13 protein-coding genes are annotated in these 23,332 nt (G+C 65.4%); 7 read left to right on the top strand and 6 right to left on the bottom strand.

The genetic code is table 11. The features are described 5' to 3' along the window. Positions 1-176 precede the first annotated feature (176 nt). Positions 177-3,182: a sensor histidine kinase gene (locus JAO73_RS23360; RefSeq protein ID WP_198976857.1), complete on the top strand. Its 3,006-nt coding sequence runs from the start codon at positions 177-179 to the stop codon at positions 3,180-3,182. 161 nt (positions 3,183-3,343) lie between these two features. Here JAO73_RS23360 and JAO73_RS09660 read toward each other — a convergent pair whose 3' ends face one another. Beyond that, on the bottom strand, positions 3,344-3,991 hold the full coding sequence (locus JAO73_RS09660; RefSeq protein ID WP_198976856.1) for a response regulator transcription factor: 648 nt from the start codon (positions 3,989-3,991) through the stop codon (positions 3,344-3,346). Positions 3,992-4,124: 133 nt separating this feature from the next. On the opposite strand from JAO73_RS09660, the gene JAO73_RS09655 reads away from it, so the two are divergent. The 3 genes from JAO73_RS09655 to JAO73_RS09645 all read left to right on the top strand — a co-directional run bounded on the left by JAO73_RS09655 (position 4,125) and on the right by JAO73_RS09645 (position 12,014). After that, the gene (locus JAO73_RS09655; RefSeq protein WP_198976855.1) at positions 4,125-8,903 is read left to right on the top strand and encodes an IPT/TIG domain-containing protein; all 4,779 of its coding nucleotides are present in this window, start codon (positions 4,125-4,127) and stop codon (positions 8,901-8,903) included. A 144-nt stretch (positions 8,904-9,047) separates the two neighbouring features. After that, positions 9,048-10,553, top strand: a complete 1,506-nt coding sequence (locus JAO73_RS09650) for a phage tail-like protein (protein ID WP_198976854.1) — start codon at positions 9,048-9,050, stop codon at positions 10,551-10,553. Between the two features lie 24 nt (positions 10,554-10,577). Then, on the top strand, positions 10,578-12,014 hold the full coding sequence (locus JAO73_RS09645; RefSeq protein ID WP_198976853.1) for a T9SS type A sorting domain-containing protein: 1,437 nt from the start codon (positions 10,578-10,580) through the stop codon (positions 12,012-12,014). 85 nt (positions 12,015-12,099) lie between these two features. Here the strand turns inward: JAO73_RS09645 and JAO73_RS09640 are convergent, their stop codons facing one another. Together JAO73_RS09640 and JAO73_RS09635 are read right to left on the bottom strand one after the other, a co-directional pair. After that, the gene (locus tag JAO73_RS09640; protein WP_198976852.1) at positions 12,100-12,957 is read right to left on the bottom strand and encodes a bifunctional transcriptional activator/DNA repair enzyme AdaA; all 858 of its coding nucleotides are present in this window, start codon (positions 12,955-12,957) and stop codon (positions 12,100-12,102) included. 82 nt (positions 12,958-13,039) lie between these two features. Next, a complete protein-coding gene (locus JAO73_RS09635) occupies positions 13,040-13,321 on the bottom strand; it encodes a DUF427 domain-containing protein (RefSeq protein WP_190922381.1) in 282 nt (93 codons plus the stop codon). 141 nt (positions 13,322-13,462) lie between these two features. Here JAO73_RS09635 and JAO73_RS09630 point away from each other — a divergent pair, with 141 nt between their 5' ends. Next, entirely contained in the window at positions 13,463-14,569 is a 1,107-nt protein-coding gene (locus JAO73_RS09630) for a vWA domain-containing protein (protein WP_198976851.1), read from the top strand. Positions 14,570-14,658: 89 nt separating this feature from the next. On the opposite strand, the gene JAO73_RS09625 is transcribed toward JAO73_RS09630, so the two are convergent. After that, the gene (locus JAO73_RS09625; protein ID WP_198976850.1) at positions 14,659-16,311 is read right to left on the bottom strand and encodes a S8 family serine peptidase; all 1,653 of its coding nucleotides are present in this window, start codon (positions 16,309-16,311) and stop codon (positions 14,659-14,661) included. A 279-nt stretch (positions 16,312-16,590) separates the two neighbouring features. Between JAO73_RS09625 and JAO73_RS09620 the strand changes: the two genes are divergently transcribed. Beyond that, a complete protein-coding gene (locus JAO73_RS09620) occupies positions 16,591-18,114 on the top strand; it encodes a sigma 54-interacting transcriptional regulator (protein WP_198976849.1) in 1,524 nt (507 codons plus the stop codon). A gap of 117 nt (positions 18,115-18,231) precedes the next feature. Here JAO73_RS09620 and JAO73_RS09615 read toward each other — a convergent pair whose 3' ends face one another. Next, on the bottom strand, positions 18,232-20,532 hold the full coding sequence (locus JAO73_RS09615) for a DNA methyltransferase (RefSeq protein ID WP_198976848.1): 2,301 nt from the start codon (positions 20,530-20,532) through the stop codon (positions 18,232-18,234). A 147-nt stretch (positions 20,533-20,679) separates the two neighbouring features. On the opposite strand from JAO73_RS09615, the gene JAO73_RS09610 reads away from it, so the two are divergent. Beyond that, complete coding sequence (locus tag JAO73_RS09610; protein WP_198976847.1) at positions 20,680-21,177, top strand: DUF4112 domain-containing protein; 498 nt, start codon at positions 20,680-20,682, stop codon at positions 21,175-21,177. 94 nt (positions 21,178-21,271) lie between these two features. Here JAO73_RS09610 and JAO73_RS09605 read toward each other — a convergent pair whose 3' ends face one another. Then, complete coding sequence (locus tag JAO73_RS09605; RefSeq protein WP_198976846.1) at positions 21,272-23,083, bottom strand: alpha-amylase domain-containing protein; 1,812 nt, start codon at positions 23,081-23,083, stop codon at positions 21,272-21,274. Between the last annotated feature and the right edge of the window lie 249 nt (positions 23,084-23,332).

Genomic DNA, 23,332 nt, shown 5'->3' with positions numbered 1-23,332 from the left:
AAACCTGCATTCGCATAACTACCAGGGAGTCGCTAACGAAATGATGTAGCTTCTTCATTCGCAGCGTCGCCACGTTGGGCTCACGCTCTTCAACGCTCAACCACAGATTGAACACAACGGTCGCGCTAAGCCTAAATCCGAATGCGCCCGCCCGCCCGTAACTTGCCCCTATGTATGTGTGGCGGTTATTCGTTGTACTGTGGGGGTTGTTGCTGCCGCTGATGGGCCGGGCCCAGGCGGCCCCCACCAACGGCTGGCAGCCCGACGAAGCCCTTCGAAGGCTCATGCTCCGCACGCTGGCGCCCACGCCGGATGGGCTGCTCTGGGTGGGCACCGACGACGGCGCGTACCGCTACGATGGCAGCCGCCTCGTTTCCATCAATGCCCTGCGCCGGGGCGGCCCCGCCCTGCCCGCCGTGGCCTGCGACCATGTGTTGCCCTTGCCCAACGGCCAATTGTGGCTCGGCACCGAGGCCGGCCTCTACCGCTTCGGGCCCTCGGGCGTGCTGCAGGCGCTGCCGCTGCCGGTGTCGGGCAGCAGCAGTGGCCGCATCGGGTCGTTGACGATGGCGTCCGACGGCCAGCACGTCCTAGTAGTGCAAACTCACGTGGCTTTGCAAGTCTACAACCTCGCCGGTCAGCGCGTGGGGCCGCTGTTTCGGAACGATAAAATTGCCGAGGCCTGGCCCGCCCCCGACGGCAGCCTGTGGCTGAGCGGCGACGGCAGCACGCAGCACGTGAGCGCAGCTGGCCAGGTGCTGGGCGAGTGGAAAACCGGCCCTGCCAATAGCCTGCGCCCCGTGTTCGACCCCCAGGGCCGGCCATGGCTGTTGAGCAGCGCGGCTGCTTTCCGCCCGGGGCCCGGCGGCCGGCTCGCCGAGCAATACCGGTGGGCAGCCGAAGAACGGGAGGGTAAAGTAGAAGTGTTGCCCAGCCCACCGGGCCCCACCTTGCTGCTGCCCCGCCAGCTGCAACAATTGCAATGGACTGCCGGGCCCGACCCGCGCCTGCGCCTGCAATTCGAGCTGCCGCTGCCGGCCTGGCCCACCGCCGTGTGGCGAGGCCAGCTTCGGGCAGATGCCTTGGGCCAATGGTGGCTGTTCGATTCGGGCACCCGGAGCTGCTGGCGGCGGGCGGCGGCGCCGGCCTTCATTCACGCCTTGGCCGGGCCGGACGGCAGCCCCTACAGCGTGCGCGCCAGCATTCGCCTGCCCGATGGCCGCCTGCTGGTGAGCACTTACGAGGCCGGCGTCCTCACCCAGGCGGCCGACTCACCTCTGGCTCCGCTGCGGCGCTGGCCCGGCGCCACCTTGCCTGCCGGCAACGCTCCTGTGCTGATGGGGCTGGTGCCAGCCCCGCTGGGGCCGGGCGGCAGCTGGCTGGCGGCCGGGGCGTTTCCGCTGCTCCAATTCAATCCCCGCACCGGGCAGTTCGGCCGGCTGCCCATAGAGGGGCTGGAACCGGCGGAGCCGGGCGTGCGTGCCCTGACGCGCGACGAGGCCCCGGGCGGGCGGGTGTGGGCCGGCACCCAACAGGGCCTTTTCTATTACGACACCGCAACTCACGCTTACCGCCCGTACCGGGTGCCGGGCCAGGCAGCCACCTCGCGGCCGCCACTGGCCGGGCGCGTCATCGAAGACGTGTGCCCTGACGGGCGGGGCCGCCTCTGGCTGGCCACCCCCGAGGGCGTGGAGCGCCTAACCCTGGCCACCGGCCGCCGCGAGGTGTTCGGCCCCGGGGCGCCTGTGCCGCGCCGGGTGGCCGTCGATGGGGCCCGCTGCCTGTTCCTCGCGCCCGATAGCCGCCTCTGGGTGGGCACGCGCGACCACGGCCTGGCCGTGATAGACGCGGCTGGCCGCGCCCGCACCGCGCTGTCGCTGGGCCAGGGCTTGCCCAATGCCTCGGTGGCCACCATCACGCCCAGTGCCGGCGGCTACCTGTGGCTGGGTACCTACCAAGGCTTGGTGCGCTACCTGCCCGCGCGGGAGCAACTCGCCGTGTTCACGACCGCGCAGGGGTTGGCTTCGGACGAGTGCAATGCCCGGGCGGCCTACGCCGACCCTCTTGACGGTTCTCTACTGGTGGGGGGCGTGGCCGGGCTGCACCGCGTGTACCCCGACCAAGTGCCGGGCCCCAGCCGCCTGTTGCCGCGCCTGCTGCTCACCGGCTTCACCGCCCTCGGCACCACGGCGGAGGCCAGCCGCACGCACCAGCTCCTGGCCAGCGACGGCCTGCCCGCGCTGCACCTGGCGCCCAACACGCCGCTGGTGGACTTACACCTGGCCCTTACCAACAGCCCCGACCCCGGCCGCGCGCGCTACGCCTACCGGGTGCGCGGCTGGCTGGCCGACCGCTGGCTGGGCCTGGGCACTACCCCGCAGCTGCGCCTGCAAGGCCTCCCGCCGGGCCATTATACTGTCGAAATCCGGGCCGAAAGCAGCCAGGGCGTGCCCGCCGCCAACACCCTGCGCCTGCCCCTGACCGTGACGGCCGAGTGGTGGAACCGCCCCCTCACCTGGGTGCTGGCCGCCTTGGCCGCCAGCGCCGCTGTGTACGGTTGGCAGCGCGCCCGTCTGCGCCAGCTGCGCCGCGAAAATGCCCTCCGCGCCCGCCTGGCGGCCGATTTGCATGACGAGGTGGGCTCGCTGCTCACCCGCGTGACCATGCAGGCCGAACTGCTGCACGCTCTGGAACAGGGCCCGCCGGCCCGCCTTGCCACGCTGGTGGAAGACAGCCGCGCGGCGGCCAGCACCGTGCGCGACATCATCTGGAGCGTGGACGCCGGGGTGGACACCCTGGCGGCGCTGGTCGACCGCATGCGCGACCACCTCGACGCGACGGCCCGCGCCACCGGCCGCGAGCTGCTGCTGGAGGAGGATTTGCCGGCCATTGAGGAGCAGCCGCTGCCGCCTACGGTGCGGCAGCACACCTACCTCATTTTCAAGGAAGCGGTGAACAATGCCCTGAAATATTCGGCGCCGGGCACGCCCATTCGCGTGGGGCTGGGCTACACGCCGCTGCTGGAGCTGAGCATCCGCAGCACGGGCGGTGAAACAGGTGCGGTGGGCCGGGCCGGGCAGGGCCTGCGCAGCATGCGGCACCGCGCCGCCCTGCTACGCGCCGAGCTAAGCGCGGGCCCCGTGCCCGGCGGCTGGCTGGTGCGGCTGCGGCAGCTGCCGTAGGGGCTGGGGTTGAGCCGCGAGTGTAAAACCCGTCGGTCATGCGGAGCGCAGCGAAGCATCTCGCGTGCCGCCACTAATCAAAAACGATTGAGTTACTACCCCACGCGAGATGCTTCGCTGCGCTCTGCATGACGTTCTTTTCATTTTAAACAAAACCAACGCTACAAATCCCCCTTGGCGGCGCGGCTGAGCAGCTCGCCGCGCGATTTCACGCGCAGCTTTTCGTAGAGGCGCTTCACGTAGGTGTGCACGGTGTCGGGCGAGAGGGCGAGGCGGGCGGCGACTTGCTTTTCGCTAAGTCCTTCGGTCAGGCCTTGCAGCACTTCCTGTTCGCGGGCGGAAAGCAGGGCAGGCTGCTGGCTGGGGGCGGGCTGGAAGTGCTGCAGGGCCTTGCGGGCCACGGAAGGGGAGAGGGCGGCCCCGCCACTCAGCACGTCGAGGATGGCTTGCTTGTACTGGGGCAGGCTGGTGGCGTTTTTGATGACGTAGCCGGTGGCGCCGGCCCGCAGCGCCTGGAAGATGCGCTCGGGGTCGTCGTGCATGGTTTGCAGCACGATGTCGGTAGCGGGCAGGCGCTTTTTGAGCGCGGGCAGGGCCTGGATGCCGGTTTGGCCGGGCAGGCTCACGTCGAGCAGGATGACGCGGGGCGGCAGGCTCAGGTCCAGCTCTTCCCACAGCGCCTCAACGGAATCGACCACGATGGGACAGCGGAACTCGGGCTGGTAGCAGAGGTACTCGCGGAGCAGCTCGCGCACCCGGGCATCGTCCTCCACGATGGCCACGCTGATGGGAAAGGCAAGGGTTGTCATAACTACCGCAAAGGTGCGGGCGAATGGGGCTCCGGCCGGCAGCGGCCCTGTACCCTGTTTAGGGTACACGGGAAATGGGGCCACTGGCTGGGGCGCGGCGGAGTTTTGCCGCCGCAACCTTACTGCCTTTTTCATGCAACACTCTGTACCCTTCGCTTCTGTTCATCGGCACCCGGCGCGGCTGCTGGCGCTAGTCGTGGCCCTGCTGCTCCTGCTGATGGCGCCGGCGGCCTACGCTCAGACTGCCATCAGCGGCTTCTCGCCCAGCAGTGGGGCCATGGGCACCACCGTCGTCATCACGGGCAGCGGCTTTACGGGCGCGACCAGCGTGCGCTTTGGGGAAATTTCGGCCCGGTTCACCGTCAATTCCAGCAGCCAGATTACGGCCACGGTGCCGCGCGTGGCCTCTACCCAGCCGATAACCGTCATAAACGGCTTGGAATTCGACGTTAGCAGCACCGCCTTCACCGTGACGCGCGCCAGCAGCACCGCTTCGTACGGGCTGGTGACCAACAACTTTGCTGGGGTGAGCGGCAGCGCCAACGCCGCCCCGGCCGTGGCCGACCTCGACAACGACCAGCTGCTGGACCTGCTGGTGGGCCGCGCCGACGGCACCGTGGTGCGCTACGAGCAAACGACCATCAACGGCACCGCGTTCAACAACCTGGGCCCCCTCAAGAATGCCGCCAACGCCAGCATCAGCGCGGGCACTGAGGCCACGGTGGCCATCGTGGACGCGGACGGCAACGGCAAGTTCGACCTGCTGCTGGGGCGCGGCAACGGCACCGTGGACCTGTACGAGCAGACTGGCGTGGGGGCGGCCACCTTCGCGCTGACGCAGACCGGCGTGGGCGGCATCTCGACGCCCGCCAACACCGTGCCCGCCATGACCAACCTGGACGGCAACGCCACCCTGGAAATCATCGTGGGCAAGGGCGACGGCATCGTCAGCCATTTTGAGCAGTTCTTTCCGGCTAGCACCAGCTTTGGCCGCATTTCCAGCAATTTCAACAACCTGCAGCTGCAGGGAAACGACGCGCCGTTCTGCACGGACCTGGACGGCAACGGATTGATTGATATTCTGATAGGAGTGAGCACGGGTGCCATTTACCGGTACGAGCAGACGGCGCCCGGTAGCTACAGCGTGGCCCAGGTATCAAGCAGCTTCAACAACATTTCGGCCGGCACCAACGCCAAGCCCTGCGTGACGGACCTCGACGGCGACGGCCTGCTCGACCTGCTGGTGGGCCGGGGCGATGGCACCATCGACCGCTACGAACAGGGCGCCGGCGTCAACTCGGCCCCCACCGACCTCAGCCTGTTCCCGGCTCGCGTGGCCGAAAACTCGGCGATAGGCACCGGCATCGGCATCTTCAACACCACCGACCCCAACGCGAACAACACCTTCACCTACACCTTCGCTGCGGGCGGGGCCGACAACGCCGCGTTCAGCATCGTCGGCAGCTCGCTCTTCACGAATGCGGCAGTCGACTACGAAACCCAAAGCAGCTATAGCATCAAAGTCCGCACCACCGACCAGGGCGGGCTGTTTCATGAGGAAACGTTCAGCATCGTCGTGGACGACCGGAATGAAACGCCTACCATCACCAGCTTCAGCCCCACCAGCGGGTCGGTGGGCACCAGCGTGGTCATCACGGGCACCCATTTCAACGACGCGGGCGCGCCCACGGTGAAGTTTAACGGCACCACGGCCACGGCCGTGACGGTGAACAGCAACACCCAGATAACGGCCGCGGTGCCGGCGGGCGCCACCACGGGCACCATCTCGGTGGCCAATGCTGACGGCGTCGGCACCAGCACCGGCACCTTCACCATAAACGCGACGGCCGACCTCTCGGTGACGCTGAGCGCGTCGCCCAACCCCGTGAATGAAGACGCCGTCCTGACGTACACCCTCACGGTGAGCAACGCCGGCCCCAGCAGCGCCAGCGGCGTCACGGCCACGCTGGCGCTGCCGGCCGGGGCGGTATTCTATTTTGCCGGGGGCACCGGCTGGGCGGCCTCGCAGGCGGGCGGTACCGTGACGGCCACCCGCAGCACGCTGGCCATCGGGGCGGCGCCCGCCCTCATCGTGCAGGTTCAGGCGCCCGGCCAGGGCGGCACCATCACGGCCTCGGCCTCGGTGAGCAGCACGACTACTGACCCGAATTCGGCCAACAACTCCGTAAGCACCAACACCACCGTGAACGGCGTGAACGATGCCCCGGTACCCACGGTGCCCGCCACCCAAACCACCGCCGAAGACACGCCCAAAACCTTCAGCACGTCCAACAACAACTTGCTGAGCGTAGCCGACGTGGACGCGGGCTCGGGCAACCTCGAAATCACCCTGACGGCCGCCAACGGCACCTTTTCGCTCAGCCGCACCACGGGCCTGACGTTTACGACGGGCGACGGCACAGCCGACGCTGCGATGACGTTTCGGGGCAATCTGACCACTATCAACGCGGCCCTCAACGGGCTGGTGTTCACGCCCACGCTCAATTTCAACGGCACGGCCTCGCTGACGCTGGCCGCCAACGACCTGGGCAACACCGGCAGCGGCGGCGCCCTGTCCGATTCCGACCTCGTGAACATCACCGTGGGCTCGACGAACGATGCCCCGGTGGTCGTCGCCACCGGCGGCAACGCCACCTGGACCCAGGGCGCGGGCCCCGTGGCCGTGGACGCCGGCCTGACCGTGACCGACACCGACAACACCACCCTGGCTTCGGCCTCGGTGCGCCTGACCACCAACTTCCAAAGCACCCAGGACGTGCTGGCGTTCACGAATGCCAGCAGCACAACCTTCGGCAACATAACTGCCAGCTACGCCGCCGGCACGGGCATGCTCACGCTAACTTCGGCCGGGGCCACGGCTACTAAGGCCCAGTGGCAGGCCGCGCTGCGCGCCATTACCTACCACAACACGGCTGGCACGCCCAATACCAGCACCCGCACGGTGAGCTTTGTGGCCAACGACGGCAGCGCGGCCAGCGCCGTCGCCGCCAAAAACGTTGCCCTCACCCCCCGCACCGCCACGCCGCAGGTGGATACCCCCGACGAGAACAGCAGCATCAACGACAACACGCCCGCCTACACCGGCACCGCCCCCAACGGCAGCACCGTCACGGTGTACGTGGACGGCGTGAGCATCGGCACCGTGACGGCCAACAACAGCAACGGCAGCTGGAGCAAGACCCAGGCCACGGCCCTGAGCGAGGGCTCGCACGCGGTGTACGCCACGGCCCAGACCAGCGGCCAGCCCGTGAGCAACAACAGCGCCACCAACACCTTCACGGTGGATACCGTGGCGCCCACGGTGGTCATCAGCAGCTCGGCCGGGGCGTCGGGCAGCGGCACCAGCACCAGTCCCGTGCCGTTCACTATCACGTTTTCGGAAGGCGTGGCGAATTTTACCATTGCCGACGTGACGGTAACGGGCGGCACCAAAAGCGCTTTGACCATAGTCAACGCCGGCCAGTACACCTTCACCGTGACGCCGAGCGGCGTGCCGTCTACCATCACGGTCAACGTGGGGGCGGCTAAAGCCCAGGACACGGCCGGCAACGACAACACCGCCGCCGCGCCATTCACCATCACCTACGCGCTGCCGCCCACCATCACGGCCCTGAGCGTGAGCGCCGAGTTGCCGGGCATGCCCGTCACCATCACGGGGACGCGCTTTATTAATGGCAGCACCGTCACGTTTGGCGGGGTGGTGGCCAGCAGCGTGGTGTTCAATTCCGCTACCTCGCTCACGGCCACGGTGCCGGCGGGCGCGGCCGTAGGGAGCAGCGCCGTGGTGGTGACTTCCAATGGCGTGAGCAGCAGCAGCAGCCCGGCCTTCGCCGTGCTCAAGGTGTACGATGCCGTGGCCAGCTGCCTGAGCACCGTGCCCTACACCACTGTGGGCGACGGCAAATGGCACTACCTGCTGGCCAGCAACGGCCAGGTAATAGCCGCTCTGCAAGACACCCGCGACGAGCTGGGCGCCGTGAGCGTGCAGTTCCTCATTGCCGGCACAGCCAGCGCGGTGCGCCAGGACGGCCGCGCCCACAAGTACCTCGACCGCAACTGGCGCCTGACCGCCACCAACCCCACCTTCACCGGCAGCAGCGTCAACGTCCGCTTCTACGGGCTGGCTGCCGAGTTTGCCCGCCTGCAAGGCGCTGACCCTTCGGTAGCGACCTACGCCAGCCTGAAAAGCACCCAGTACAGCGGCCCCAACGAAGATTGCAGCCTGAGCAACAACGCCGCCACCGGCCAGTCGCGCACCCTGGCCCTGAGCGCCAGCACCCCCGGCAACGGCGTGGCCTGGTTTGTGGCCCAAGCTGCCGTGCCCGACCACTTCTCGGAGTTCTACCTCACCGGCAGCAGCGTCCCGCTGCCCGTCGAGCTCACCGCCTTCACCGCCGAAGCCGATGGCCCCGCCGCCAAACTGATTTGGCGCACCGCCACCGAGAAAAACAGCGCCCGCTTCGAAATCGAGCGCAGCCTGGACGGCAAAGCCTTCGCCCGTATCGGGGAAGTGGCGGCCCAGGGCGACAAAACCAGCCCGACGGAATACGCTTTCCGCGACAGCCAGACGCCCAGGTCTCAGGGGCTGGTTTACTACCGCCTGCGCCAGGTGGACCAGGATGGCACGTTCAGCTATTCGCCGGTGCGCGCCGTGACGGTGGGCGGCCCGGGCTCGCTCACGCTGTACCCCAACCCCGCCCGTTCGGCCGTGGCCGTGGGTGGCCTGGCTGCCGGCGCCGGGGTTGAAGTGCTGGATGCGCTGGGCCGCGCCGTGGCCCAGGCCACGGCTGAAGCCGATGGCACCGCCCGCCTTGCGCTGCCCACCGGGCTGGCGGCCGGCGTGTACGTGGTGCGCAGCGGCGCCCACACCCGCCGCCTGGTGGTGGAGTAAAGCGGGGCCGCTCATAGGTGCCCTGGCCAGCGGGGCTGTACCCTGTTTAGGGTACAGCCCCGCTAGGGCTTCCGCCGATGCGGCCGTGGAATTTTGCAGCTGTTGTTCAACCCCTCACTTTCCTTTCTCAACCCAATTCACGCAATGAAGCTTCATTTACCCGTACTGGCTGCCGTGGCGGCCGCTCTTCCGCTGGCCGCCCAGGCCCAAAACGTGGGCATCGGCACGCCCACGCCCAATGCCAAAGCCGCGCTCGAAATTTCGGCGGCTGACAAAGGCCTGCTGATTCCGCGCCTGACGGCCGCCCAGCGCACGGCCATCACCAGCCCGCCGCAGGGCCTGATGGTGTACCAAACCGACGGCACCGCTTCGGGCGGCACCCAAACGGGCTTCTGGTACTACGCCGGCAACCCCGCCGCCTGGGTGTACCTGAACCCGAGCGCCGGGCCCAGCGGCGCGGCCGGCGGCGACCTCACCGGCACCTATCCCAACCCCACGGTGGCCACCGGAGTCATCGGGACTGCCAAGCTGGCCGACGACGCGGTGACCATCCCAAAGCTGGCCGCCACCGGCACGCCCAGCGCCAGCACCTACCTGCGGGGCGACAACACCTGGGCCACCGTTGCGGCCAGCACGCCCGGCTGGAGCCTGACCGGCAACACACTGGACGGCAACCAATTCTTAGGCAGCAACAACAACGAAGACCTGATTTTCAAGCGCAACGGCGCGGAGGCCTTCCGGGTATACAGCAACGGGCGGGTGACGTTGGGTAATAATTCACCTAGCTCCTTGTCGGTGATGCTAGGCTTCAACGCCGGTACCGCCGTGACTACTGGCCAGAACAATACCCTTGTGGGGGCCAGGGCGGGGCAGGACTTCAACGCCGGCAACGCCACCTTCATCGGCGCCGCGGCGGGGCAGAGCACAACCGGCAGCGACAATACCCTGCTGGGCTCCTTCGCCGGCAACCGGCTGACCACCGGTACCAACAACGTATTCATCGGCACCCAGGCGGCCTATAATAGCGGCACGACCATTACCGGTAGTAGCAACGTCGTGGTGGGGGGCAGCGCTGGGAACGGGCTGACCACCAACACCAACAACATCCTGCTAGGCAGCAGCGCCAATGCCAGCGCCGGCCTCTACGATGCCTACGCCATCGGCAGCAGCGCCGGCGTCACGCAGAGCTATTCCCTGGTGCTGGGGGCCGCACCTGGCAACAACGACGCCATCCGGGTAGGGGTCGGCGTGTCGGCGCCCCACAGCAGCCTGCAGGTAAACGGCACCTTTGCCGTGGGCGTGCAAACGGGCTACGGCGGCGGCGCCAGCCCCGGCAGCGGCGCTAACAGTTTGGACCAGGGCGCGCCCAACCTGACGGACCTGGGCGCCGGCTACTACGGCCTGGCCCCCACCGGCACCAACAACCAGCACTACCTGCTGCCGGGTGCCGGCACCTGCAGGGGGCGCATCTACTACCTGCGCAACGGCGGCACCACCGTGGCCAAGCTCTCCAGCAACAGCTCCATCTTCGACGGCACGAACACCATCAGCAGCGGCAATACTTTCGACATGAACACCACCGGCTCGTCCAAGGTCGTCACAGCCATCTCCGACGGCACAAACTGGATTATCATCCGCACCGGTATTTAAGCGTTGACCTTTTTCATACCGCTCATGCGAAAATTACTAACCCTTCTGGCCGGCGGCCTGCTGCCCGCGCTGCCGGCCGCCGCGCAGGACCTGACTAATAACGGCGCGACCATTACGCTCACCGGCGGGGCCATCCTCGCCACCGGCGGCACGCTCAACAACAGCAGCGGCACGCTCGACCTGAGCAGCGGTGCCAACCAGCTCTACGTGGGCGGCAACCTGGTGAACGCCAGCGGGGCCGCCCTCGCGCCGGGCACCACCAGCACCGTCACCCTAAACGGTGCCGCGGCCCAGCAGCTCAACCTCAACGGTGCCTCGCTGGCCAACCTCACGGTGAACAATATCAGCGGCGGCGTGGCCTTGCCGGCCGGTAGCAACGCCGACGTGGCCGGGGCCCTCGCGCTCACGAGCGGCATGGTGACCACCAATGCTTCGTCGACCCTGCGGCTGCTAAACGGGGCCACCCTCACCGGCGAAACCAGCACCCGCTACGTGGCCGGCAACCTGGCCGCCGTGAAAGCCAACGTGCCGGCCGGAGCCGCCACCACGTTCCCCAACGGCCTCACCGTCACCCCGGCCACCCCGCTCACCAACCTGACCGTGACCCGCACGGCCGGCCTCAACACCGCCCAGCTCAGCTACGGCACCAACGTCAGCGGCAGCAACCAGGGCATCGACCAAATCTGGCGCACCTCGGCCCCGCTGACCGACGCCGCGGTGCAGCTCATCTGGCTGGCGGCTAATGATAATGGCCTCAGCAATTTGAACAACAGCCAGGTGTGGGCGCGTGCGGCTGCGCCGGTGGCGGGTTCGGGCTGGACCCGCATCAGCGCTTCGCAGAATGCGAACGGCACCCGGACCGTCACGGGTACGGTGCCGGCCACGGCCAGCTTTTCCTTCTTCACGGTAAGCATTGCGGCGGAACCCCTGCCCGTGACCTTGGTTGATTTCACCGCGCAAGCCGAAGGCCCGGCCGGGGTGCGCCTGCGCTGGGCTACCGCCTCCGAGCTGAACAACGCCGGCTTCACCGTGGAGCGCAGCCTTGATGGCCACGCGTTTGCCGCCATTGGCACGGTAGCGGGCGCGGGCAGCAGCACCGTCCGCCACGAGTATTCGCTGCTGGATGGCACGCTGCCCGCCGGTGCTGCGCTACTCTACTACCGCCTCCGCCAAACCGATGCCGACGGCACTGCCAGCTACTCAGCCGTTCGCACAGTGGGCTTGGCCGGGCCAAATCAGGCCGGCTTCGTGCTTTACCCCAACCCGGCCCGGCGCTCCGCCGCAGCCATTGGCCTCCCAGCCAATGCCCTCGTCGAAGTGCTGGACGCCACCGGTCGCCGCGTGGCCCGGGCCACGACGGATGCCACCGGCACCGCCCGCCTCGCCCTGCCCGACTACCTGCCCGCCGGCGTGTACGTGGTGCGCACCCGCACCGAGGCGCGCCGGCTGCTGGTGGAGTAGCGTGTGAAGCTGTCGCGTGCAGAAAAGGCCGCTTTCCAATGTCTGGAAAGCGGCCTTTTGGCGAGCAGTGCAAATGTTCGCGGCGTTAAGCCGCTTCCGGAGTGAACGATACCGCCGCTTCCACGCCGGTGCGGGCCGCTTCCCAGCCCAGCATCACGGCTTTGCGGTGCGCGCCCCAGCGGTATTGGCCAAACTCGCCCGTGCCGCGAATCACGCGGTGGCAGGGGATGAGGTAACCCACTGGGTTGGCCCCGATGGCGGTGCCGGCGGCGCGCACGGCCGCCCCGTTTTCAGCCGCGGCCGCCAGCTGCGAGTAGGTGCGCAATTCTCCTTCCGGAATGCGCAGCAGCGATTCCCAGATTTTGAGCTGAAACGGCGTGCCCTTGAGGTGCAGGTGCAGCCGCTCGGAGGGAGGGAAGTCGCGGGCAAAAAAACGCGCAACCCTTGCGTGACTGCCGGAGGTGGCCGCCGCCAGCACGGCGTTCGGCCATTCCTGCCGAAGCTCGGCCACCGCTGCGGGCGCGCCATCGGTGAATACCAATTTGCAGATGCCTTTGGGCGTGGAAGCCACCAGGTAGGTGCCAAACGGACTTTCGCCGAAGCTGTACTGAATGACCAAGGCAGCCCCGCCGTGGCGGTATTCGCCGGGCGTCATGGCCTCCAGGGTCACGAACAAATCGTGCAGGCGACCGGTGCTCGACAGGCCGGTTTCGTGGGCGGCTTCGGCCACGGAGGCCTGCTCGCGCAGCAGGCGCTTGGCGTGGTCGAGGCTGAGATATTGCAGAAATTTCTTGGGCGACACGCCGGCCCACTCCTGAAACTTGCGCTGGAAATGGAACGGGCTCCAATGAGCCCGCTCCGCTACTTCTTCCAGACTGGGTTGGGTTTGAAAATTGGCGCGCAAGTGGGCCAGCGCGGCGGCGATGCGTTGATAGTCAGTCATAAGTTGAATGGCGCTGATTGACTACAAAATTCACGTTTCCAGCCCAGGCCCGAAACCCGGTTCTTGCGCACTTTGGGCGTACTTACTTTTCGATTTTGACCCCTTTCCAGAATGCCACGCGGCCTTTGATTTCCTTGGCAGCGTCTTTGGGCTCGGGGTAGTACCAGGCCGCGTCCTTGTTTTTTTCGCCGTTCACGTTGAGGGAATAGTAGCTGGCGCGGCCTTTCCAGGGGCAGGTGGTTTGGGCAATGCTGTCCTCAAAAAACTCTTTTTTGATGGCGTCGGCGGGGAAATAGTGGTTGTTTTCAACCACGACGGTGTCGTCGCTTTCGGCCACGACTGTGTTGTTCCAGATGGCTTTCATGGGTGGGGTAGGCCCGCCTGGGGCCCGCAATGGGGGTGAGGGTGTAAAATAGAACAAGTGCCCGGCCGTAGCTTGGCCGTAGGAAATGAACATTGGCCGCGCCGTCGTTGTTTTCTGAGCCTATCCTGAAAGAAGAATATTATGGCCGTTGGCTTCCGCTTCCGCGATTTTGTGCCCGAAGACCAGCCCGAAAAGGGCTTCGAGTCGTTGTTTAAGCTGTTCATGCAGCTCGTTACCATCACCTCCGGCGACGTGGGCGAAGCCCTGTCCTGGCTCAACGAGCTCGACAAGCAGTACGGCCTCACCGACGACAATTACGGCATGGGCAATTTCATTGATGACCTGAAGAAAAAGGGGTACATCGATGAGAATGAGCAGGAAAAAGGCGAATTCAAGATTACGCCCAAAACCGAGCAGGGCATCCGCAAGAGTGCGTTGGAGGAGATTTTCGGCAAGCTGAAAAAGAGCAGCACCGGCAACCACCGCACGCCCCACACCGGCCAGGGCGATGAGCAGAGCACCGACCTGCGCGAATTCCGCTTCGGCGACTCGCTGGAGCAGATTCAGATGTCCGAGTCCATCCGCAACGCCCAGCTCAACCACGGCATGGACGGCGACGAGTTCATGCTGACCGAGGGCGACCTGGAAGTGCGCGAAAACGAGCACAAGTCCCAGACCAGCACCGTGCTGATGATTGACATCTCGCACTCGATGATACTCTACGGCGAGGACCGCATCACGCCGGCCAAGAAAGTGGCCATGGCCCTGGCCGAGCTGGTGAAGCAGAAGTACCCCAAGGATTTCCTCGACGTCATCGTGTTCGGCAACGACGCGTGGCAGATTGAAATCAAGGACTTGCCTTACCTGCAAGTGGGGCCGTACCACACCAACACGGTGGCCGGCCTGGAGCTGGCCATGGACCTGCTGCGCAAGCGCAAGACGCCCAACAAGCAGATTTTCATGATTACCGACGGCAAGCCCACCTGCCTGAAAGAAGGCAACGGCTACTACAAAAACGCCTTCGGCCTCGACCGCAAAGTGGTGAACAAGACCTTGAACCTGGCCGCCGCCGCCCGCCGCGTCAAGATTCCCATTACCACGTTCATGATTACCTCCGACCCGTATCTGCAGAAATTCGTGGAGGAATTTACGGAGGTGAACCAAGGCAAGGCGTACTACTCGGGCCTGAAAGGGCTGGGGCACCTGGTGTTCGAAGACTACAAGAAGAACCGGCGCAAGACGCTGTAAACATGATATTTTGCTGATACAAAAGCGCCGCCGTAGCAACAAGGCTATGGCGGCGCTTTCGCGTTTAAGCAGACTAGCAAACAGCGCTTCTATTTGCTGCTACGGCTATTGGCGCCGGCAGTAACAGCCGGAACGGGCACGGCGCTGGCCAGCCTCACGGCCTCATACAAATTGACAATTCCGCCCGTGCGCGAAAGCGTGGCAAAATCGACCAACTGCTTGGTGCCGGGCTTGACGACTTGCGTGTGAACCGGCGCGGCCGAAGCCAGAATAATGCGCTTGAGGTCGGCAGGAGTGAGGTTGGGGAAATTGACTTTGAGCACCGCGGCCACGCCGGCCACCACCGGACACGCCATGCTGGTGCCGCTGCCGGGGTGGTATTGGTTGTTGGGGTAAGTCGAGACGACATCGACGCCGGGCGCAAACACATCCACCAGCTGCTGGCTGTAGTTGGAGAAGGAGGCCACGAGGTGTTCGTCGTTGGTGCGGGCGCTAGCGCCTACGGTAATCAGGTTCGGAATGGTCTGGCCGTTGAGGAAGCGGCCCGCGGGGTATTGGGTGGTGGACTCAACGTTGAGGTGGTCGTTGCCGGCGGCGTGCACCAGCAGCACGCCCTTGGCATTGGCGTAGCGCATGGCTTCGTCCACCACGGCTTTTTCGGGCGAGAAGTACTTCCCGAAGCTCATACTGATGATGGTGGCGCCGTTGTCGACGGCATAGCGAATGGCGTTGGCCACGTCTTTGTCGCGCTCGTCGCCGTTGGGGATGGCCCGCACGCTCAGGATTCGCACCTGTTCGGCAATGCCGCGCACGCCGAGGTTGTTGGCGCAGTCGGCCGCGATGATGCCGGCGCAGTGCGTGCCGTGCTCCACGCCGTGGTCGCGCAGGTCGGTTTCCACGTTGGGGTTGCCGTAATGGCGCTCAGCGAGGTCGGCGGGATGGTCGCCCACCAGGGGCTGTGGGTTGTAGCTGAGGTTGTAGTCGCAGTCCAGGGCCCGTTTCAGCTTGGCGTGGTAGCGGCCGTACTGGTTGGTGAGGGAGTCGAGGTTGGCGAATTTGTTGCGCACGGCTTGGTAATAGTGAGCGGCCAAGCGCGGCAGCGCCGTGTCGGGCGCGGTGGGCGGCTGTCGCAACCGGCCGGAATCGACCACGGCCACGCCGTAGGCCTGGCGGAGGGTGGCCACGTTGGCCAGGTCTTTGGCTAGCTCCCGCGCATCGTCCTGGTAATCGGCTTCGGCGGCGGCCCGTTTGGTGGCATAGGCTTTCTTCGCCTGCTCGTAGAGGCGAAACTCGGCCTGCTTGGCCGGGGGCACCGTGGCCAGGGTTTTGTGCTCGTAGAGCGGTTTCAGGCGGGCGTAGATTCGGGTTTCCTCTTTCTGGTTGTCGAAGACGTTGCGGCCGTCGGCCCCGCCGGTGAAATTCCAGCCGTACACGTCGTCGGCGTAGCCGTTGTGGTCGTCGTCGCGGCCGTTGGCGGCAATTTCCTTGGGGTTGTGCCACAGCACCCGGCGCAGGTCGACGTGGGCCGTGTCGAAGCCGCCATCAATCACGGCCACAATGATGGGCCGGGGAGCGGGCTTGTTCGGCAACGTGCGCAGTAGCTCGTAGGCCCGGTCGGTGCTGATGCCCATGGCCTTGTCGGCCGAGGGGTCGAGGTGGTGCCACTGGGCGAGAGATTCCTGGGCGTGGCTGGCAAAGGACAGCAGGCAAAGACCGAAAATGGAACGTAACGTGCGAGCCATGAAGAGATGAGTTGGGTCCTGATTTCATCTGCAAAGCACGGCGGCCGACGTTTGCAACGGTTTCGCAGATGTTGCAATCAGTTGCTGATTTATAGCCAACGACTGCTTTATTGCCCAAGCTGATGTGAAAAAGCGAGTTTACGACCTTTCAAAGCCCAAGGCCGCACAGCTTTTCGTAATCCCCACCAGCCCCAGCGCCTACATCTGCCACGGCCTGAACCTCAGCCCGCCTTTCACGGTTAAAGAGCTTGGGAAGCCAGTTTCCCGTCAACGCCCTTTATGAAGCACGAAACCATCCGCACCCTGGGCCAGCTCCGCACCAGTGGTTACCAGCCCCGCAGCGTGAAAGCCGAGCTCCGGGACAACCTGATTCAAAAACTCAAAAACAAAGAAGAAGTATTCCCCGGCATTTTCGGCTACGACGAAACCGTGATTCCGGAGTTGCAGCGCGCCATTCTGGCCGGGCACCACATCAACCTGCTGGGCCTGCGCGGGCAGGCCAAAACCCGCATCGCGCGCCTGCTCATCAACCTGCTGGACGAGTACATGCCCGTGGTGGCCGGTTCCGAGCTCAACGATGACCCGCTGCAGCCGCTGTCGGTGTTCGCCAAAAACCTGATTGCGGAGAAAGGCGACGACACGCCCGTGACCTGGCTGCACCGCAACGAGCGATACACCGAGAAGCTGGCCACGCCCGACGTGTCGGTGGCCGACCTCATCGGCGATGCCGACCCCATCAAAGCCGCCACGCTGAAACTGCCGTACTCCGACGAGCGGGTGATTCACTTTGGCCTGATTCCGCGGGCGCACCGGGGCATTTTCGTGATTAACGAATTGCCCGATTTGCAGGCGCGCATCCAAGTGTCGCTGTTCAACATTCTGCAGGAAGGCGACATTCAGATTCGGGGTTTCAAGGTGCGGCTGCCGCTCGATATTCAGTTCGTCTTCACCGCCAACCCGGAGGATTACACCAACCGCGGCAGCATCGTGACGCCGCTCAAGGACCGGATTGACGCCCAGATTATCACGCACTACCCGAAATCCATCGAAATCGGCAAGCGCATCACCAAGCAGGAAGCTCGCATCAAAGACGAGCAGAAGGGCATGGTGACGAGCAACGAAGTCATTCACGACCTGGTGGAGCAGGTGGCCGTGGAGGCCCGCGGCTCCGAGTTCGTGGACGCCAAGTCGGGCGTATCGGCCCGCCTCACCATCTCGGCCTACGAGCAGGTGATTGCGGGCGCCGAGCGCCGGGCGCTGGTGAACGGCGAAAAGAACACCTACGTGCGCCTGGGCGACTTTATTTCGGCCGTGCCCGCCGTGACGGGCAAGGTGGAGCTGGTATACGAGGGCGAGCAGGAGGGCGCCGGCATCGTGGCCGAGAAGCTGATGGGCAAGGCCATCCGCACGCTGTTCCTGAACTACTTCCCCGACCCCGACAAGAGCAAGAAGCTCAAAAACCGCCCCTCGCCCTACAAAACGGTGCAGGAGTGGTTCGGCAACGGCCACACGCTGGATTTGCTGCACGACGCCAGCACGGAGGACTATAAGAAGGCCCTCGACCAGGTGCCCGGCCTGCGCGACATCGTGGCCGAGCTGCACCCCAACGAAACGCCCGAGCACACCTACTTCCTGATGGAATTCCTGCTGCACGGCCTGAGTGAGCACAGCCTGATTTCGCGCAACCGCCTCACCTCGGGCGCGCAGTTCAAGGACCTGCTGTCGTCGATGTTCACCATGCCGAGCTTCGGGGACGACGAGGACGAGGACGAAGAAGAGGAAAAGCCGCGTCGGCGGCGCTAGCCGCGGTGGCGGGGTACCGTCAGGCAATTCCGCTTCCTAAAAGCTGGCCCGCACAGAACCCAAAGGCCCGCGCTCCCATAAGGGGCGTGGGCCTTTTTGCGTGTTGATGCCGGGACTTTACTGGCCGGCCGCTCCTTCCTCGGCCACTCGTTCGTGGTAGGCTGCGAACAGAAACTCCAGTCGCTCTTGCTCCGTGGCAAAGGGCTCGGGGCGGAAGCACCGCTCCACGGCCGCATCGAGGTGGGCCACGGCGGCCGCCAGCTCCGGCGTAAGGTCGTCGTGCCAATACCCATGCACGGGGATTTGGGCGGCGTGCGACTTGGGCGCCGCGAGCACGGCGGCCACGGCGGCTTCCACGGCGGCTACCTGCGCGGAGGTGGGGGCCACGGGAAAGGGGAAGTGGTAGTAGGTAAGTGCGCCGTCGTTGCGGTAGCCATACTTCCAGGTATCGCACAGCTGGCGCACCCAGGCACCAAACATGGCCGAGATAATCAGCCCGAACAGATAGGGCGTGGCCGGAGCAATGTATGCTACTCCGCTCGCCACCATCGTGCCCGATGGCAGTAAGGCGGCCGCCAAATGCTCTACCTCGGGGCGAATGCCCGGCGCCAGGGCAATGAAACCGGTGGCCACTGGCGCTTCGTTTTCCGACCAGTCGTGAGTCGATGCATCGGCCGTTCCGAAAGAAAAAGCGCTGTTCTGCCGGTACGCAAGCACGGCATCGCGCATCTTACGCAGCCGCGGCAGCTCCGGCAAAGCGTGGGCGGGCACTTCGGCCAGCCGCACGCACCAGAGCCGCATGGGGTGGCGGTAAAAGATGGACGACAGAAACGGGTGGACGTAGGGCGCCGCGGCCGGCTCCCGGGCCAACAGCGCGTGCCGTTGCTCTTCCGACAGCATCGTGTGCCCGCCATCAAATGGCGAGTGGCCTTCGGCAAGCCGCGGCACCGGCGCCAAGGGCTCGGGCCGGGGGCCGAACCAGGCATCGGGAGCAGCCAGCAGGTAGTGATTGATGTGGGGCACCAACTGCAGGCGGGGTTCGCTCAGCGGAGTGTCGTAGGCAAACAACTGCCGGGGCTGGCCGGTGGCCTTGCCCAGGCCCACCACTACGTTGCTGCCGTGGCCGTGCCCGCCGGGCAACACTTTCCAGGCGAACGAGCGGTGCGCAAACAGGATGCTGAGGTTGTAGTCCTGCTGTAGCTCCCGCCACTCCGCGGCGCGGTAGGGGCCCTGCAGGTCTTTTTTGGCCAGCACAAAGGCCGCGCGCACGTGGGGCGCGTGCTGCAGGTAGCGGGCCAGTTGCTGGAAATTGGTGCCGCCCACATAGCGCGGTTCCGCCGAGGTGGGGCGGTCGGGGTGCCAGTATTTCGGGCTGACATCGCCACTGTGCAGCAAGTTGCTCAAGATGTAATCAAGGCCCGGAAACGTCGTTTCCCACCCCGCCGTGAGCTCAAAGTGGCACAGGATGTGCGCGGACTCTGCCAACGGCCGGCGCACGGGCGGCTGCCCCAGCGCGGCTGCAAACTGCCGGTTCAATAAGTGGTCGGCCATCCAAAGGGCCAGCGCGGCCACCCGGGACGGGAAGGTTTCAAGCGCCAGGCCGGCGCATTGGCTCAGTGTCACCCGCGGCACCACTTCCGGGCGCGACTGTTTCTCCCCGGGCGCTTTACCGAAGCGTGCCTGCAGCACGGCCAACTCCAGCAGGCGCAGCTCGCGGTAAGCCACCACCAGCACGTTGCCGCCGCTGCAGGCGGGGTCGAACAGCTTGATGGTACTAAGGCGCTGATGCAGGGCATCCAGGCGGGCCGCGTCGTGGCCGGCCCGGGCCAGTTCTTGGTGCAACTCGTCAAGAAACAACGGCCCAATGAGCTTGAAAATGTGCACGTCGGGCGTGTAGCGCGCATCGAGCCATTGCCGCTTGTTGGGGTCATCCACGGTCAGAAACAGGGAGCCAAAAACGGTGGGGGAAATGCGTTCCCAGGCGCAGCGCGTGCAGGCCAGCAGCCGCTCGCGCAGCTCGGCCGTGAAAGCTGGCAGCGGCAGCGCTTCGCCAAACAGCGCTTCGCCCAGGCAGGGCAGCGTGGCCAGCCAGGGCGGCAGTTGGGCCGGGCGCTGAGCCACCGGAAGGCTCAGCACCTGGAATAGCTCATGCAGCAGCGCGGCGGTGTCGGCGCCGTCGGGGCGGGTGTGCGCTTCCAGCAGGTGCCGAAACTGGTTGTTCTCGAAAAGGCCGTTGTCTTCGGCAAAACAGCAGAAGGCCACGCGCACCAGCAACTCTTCGAAGGCCCGTTCCTGGGCGGGCAACTCGCCGAAACCCGTGGCGCGCAGGCCATCGTGCAGCTGCCCGAGTCGCTCGGCTGCTTCAAAGCTGGCGGGGTCGTCGGGCAGGTAGGGTGGAGCCGGGAAAGGGAGGGGCATGGCGATGAAGGTAGGCAAAACGGGCGGAGGTTGCTCAAGTCCCTGGGCTGCCTTGTTCATGGGCTAAGTCCTGCTCGGCTGTTTCCGGCTGCTGCTTCCCCGACCATTGTGGCCGCAGTTGCGTACCATGCCCAAAACCCCACGCTCATGCTTCCCCGCCCGCAACCCGCTACCCCCGCCACCTTCGACGCCGATGAGCGCCTGCGCTGGGTAGAGCGCATTGCCCGGCTCATGGACAGCCAGTTTGCGCTGCCCGGCACCCGCTTCCGCTTCGGCCTCGACCCGCTGCTGGGCCTGCTGCCCGTGGTGGGCGACCTGTCCACCACCGTGGTATCGGTGGCCTTGCTCATGACCATGTTCCGGCACGGCGCCAGCGGGGCCGTGGTGGTGCGCATGGCCTTCAATATCCTGCTCGACACGGTGGTGGGCGGCATTCCCATCCTCGGTAACTTGTTCGATTTCGCCTACAAAAGCAACGAGCGCAACGTGGCCCTGCTGCGCCGCCACTACGCCGAAGGCCGGCACACCGGCAGCGGCAAGGGCCTGGTGCTGCTCCTGCTGCTTTTCCTCGCCGCAGTGGTGGCGCTGGTCGGGTGGGGCAGCTACGAGCTGCTGCGCTGGGGCTGGCATTTCTTCAACCAGTAGCCACCTGAATCTTATGATGTCCTACGAAAAGCAAAAAAGGCTGACCCGGAAGGTCAGCCTTTTTTGTTGTCAAAAGAGCGAAAGCTTCTTGCCGCTACTGCCAGGTATCGTTGCGCACTTGGCTGGTGCCGGTGGGGGTGAACACGCGGTTTGAGCCGCCTTCGTAAAGCACGTTGCCGGCCGCGTCCTTGCGGATGTATTTAAACTGCACGCTCGTGCCGCTGGTCAGGTTGATGGTGCCGCTCCACTTGGGGTAGGCCGCGCCGCTGAGCTTGATGGCGTTGGCCGTGTTCCAGGCGCCGAGCTGCGCGCTGTTGCCCAGCACGTACACGTCCTGGCCGGTCACGGTGTTGCTGTAGGTCACGTTGAACTGCACGGCCGTGGTGCCGGTAGCAGGCGGCGTGGTGGTGCCGCCGGGCACCCACACGGCGTAGGAGCGGGCCCCCACCGGGAACACGGCGTAGCCGCTGGCGTTGGTGGTGATGCTGCCGGCGTTGTTGCCGGTGGCGTCGGTGAGGGTGGCGTTGGCGAAGGGCGTGGTGATGCCCTTGCTGGCGGCCGTGCTGCCGTCGTTCAGCAGCAGGAGCAGGCCTTTGTGGGTGGCGTCGCCGGCGCGGGAGTAGGCATACACGTTGGCGTCGTTCACGCTGGTGTATTCGTTGGCCGCGCCGTAGGCGTTGGCTTTGCGAATGGCGATGAGCTTCTTAATCTGCGCGCCCAGGCCGTATTCGTAAAAGTCGCGGTAGAACACGCAGGGGTAGCCTTTTTCACGGGTCAGGATGTAGGCGTAGGCCAGCATCTTCAGGTTCACCACCGGCGAGTAGAGCGCGCCGCCCTGCTGGTCGGTGTCGTGGTTGTCGACGAACGAAACCGACAGCGGCCCGTTGGCCTCGGTGAAGCCCGCAAACTGCAGGCCGCGCATGTCCCAGGCGCCGTTGCCGTTGCTCATGTCCTGAAAGGTGTAGTGCAGCGGCACGTCGAACAGGCTGGTGCGGCCCCCGGTGGCGGCGGCGTAGTTGTTCAGGTCCGTGAGGTTGCGGAACCAGGCTTCGCTCACGGCAAAGCGGCCGCTGGTGCCCTTCACCGCGTCCAGCCACTGGTTCAGGAAAGGCGTGTAGATGTGCTTGGTGGCGTCGAGGCGGTAGCCGTCCAGCCCAAGCTTGGTCGTAATCCAGTTGCCCCAGCTGATGGTTTCGTTCACGTTGGCCGTGTTGCCGTTGTATTGGATTTCCGAGCCGAGCAGGTTGTCGTAGGCGTCGCCGTTGGCGTAGGGCTGGAAGTCGTAGGCCTTCCACTGGTACCAGCCGTTGTTGGGCGCCTGCTGGGTGGCCGTGAAGTTGCCCCAGTGCCACTGGTAGCTGCTGTAGGTGTTGCCCCGGCCGGGGTAGGTGAAGCTCGTGTACACGTTGTATTGCCCGTTGGCCAGCTCCTGCGCATCGGCCGAGGTGAAGTGGTTCATCACCATGTCTTCGTACACCTGCACGCCCTGGCCGTGCAGCGCCCCGATGGCGCTTTGCAGCTGGGCCAGCGTGCCGTAGCGGGTGGCCACGGTGCCTTTCTGGTTGAACTCGCCCAGGTCATACCGGTCATACACGCCGTAGCCCACGTCGAGGGCGCCCGAGCCTTTGTAGGCCGGCGGCAGCCACACGGCCGTGATGCCGGCCTGGCCGAGCTCGGTGGCTTTGCTGCCCAGGTTTTGCCACCAGGTGCCGGCGGGGGTGGTGGTAGGCACGTCCCAGTAGAAGCCCTGCATCATCACGCCGTTGGTCACGGTGGCGTTGGCGGCGGTGGGGGCCACGGCTACGGGCAGGCCCGCGTTGGGCTGGGTAGCCTCCTTGGCGCAGCCGGCTAGCAGCAGGCTGGCAGCGAACGAAATGCGGGTGACCCCGCGCAAAAAGTTTGTCATGAAGTGGTGGGAATGGTGAATGTTGGCCACCAAGGTAGAGGGCCACTCCCAAGCCACTGACGTGCAGAATTCTGGCTTTTTAGAAATTAATAAAAGTCAGTGCAAACGATTGCATCATTATTAGTTTTCGTCTGGACGAATCGATGGGTATTGCGATTTTAATAAAATCAACCGCAAAATATTTTCTGTATGCCAAGCATTGGTGTGAAATGATTGCAAAAATTATGGTTTTATTGCTGGAAGAAATTG

Source organism: Hymenobacter miniatus, from assembly GCF_016427455.1.
GTDB lineage: Bacteria > Bacteroidota > Bacteroidia > Cytophagales > Hymenobacteraceae > Hymenobacter > Hymenobacter armeniacus.
The sequence above is the reverse complement of the archived record's forward strand: the minus strand, read 5'-3'. Positions and strand labels throughout refer to the sequence as shown.

Excerpts from the sequence above, each read along its gene's own strand:
- JAO73_RS09660 (WP_198976856.1), bottom strand. The coding sequence starts at position 3,991 with ATGACAACCCTTGCCTTTCCCATCAGCGTGGCCATCGTGGAGGACGAT.
- JAO73_RS09655 (WP_198976855.1), top strand. The coding sequence starts at position 4,125 with ATGCAACACTCTGTACCCTTCGCTTCTGTTCATCGGCACCCGGCGCGG.
- JAO73_RS09650 (WP_198976854.1), top strand. The coding sequence starts at position 9,048 with ATGAAGCTTCATTTACCCGTACTGGCTGCCGTGGCGGCCGCTCTTCCG.
- JAO73_RS09645 (WP_198976853.1), top strand. The coding sequence starts at position 10,578 with ATGCGAAAATTACTAACCCTTCTGGCCGGCGGCCTGCTGCCCGCGCTG.
- JAO73_RS09640 (WP_198976852.1), bottom strand. The coding sequence starts at position 12,957 with ATGACTGACTATCAACGCATCGCCGCCGCGCTGGCCCACTTGCGCGCC.
- JAO73_RS09635 (WP_190922381.1), bottom strand. The coding sequence starts at position 13,321 with ATGAAAGCCATCTGGAACAACACAGTCGTGGCCGAAAGCGACGACACC.
- JAO73_RS09630 (WP_198976851.1), top strand. The coding sequence starts at position 13,463 with ATGGCCGTTGGCTTCCGCTTCCGCGATTTTGTGCCCGAAGACCAGCCC.
- JAO73_RS09625 (WP_198976850.1), bottom strand. The coding sequence starts at position 16,311 with ATGGCTCGCACGTTACGTTCCATTTTCGGTCTTTGCCTGCTGTCCTTT.
- JAO73_RS09620 (WP_198976849.1), top strand. The coding sequence starts at position 16,591 with ATGAAGCACGAAACCATCCGCACCCTGGGCCAGCTCCGCACCAGTGGT.
- JAO73_RS09615 (WP_198976848.1), bottom strand. The coding sequence starts at position 20,532 with ATGCCCCTCCCTTTCCCGGCTCCACCCTACCTGCCCGACGACCCCGCC.
- JAO73_RS09610 (WP_198976847.1), top strand. The coding sequence starts at position 20,680 with ATGCTTCCCCGCCCGCAACCCGCTACCCCCGCCACCTTCGACGCCGAT.
- JAO73_RS09605 (WP_198976846.1), bottom strand. The coding sequence starts at position 23,083 with ATGACAAACTTTTTGCGCGGGGTCACCCGCATTTCGTTCGCTGCCAGC.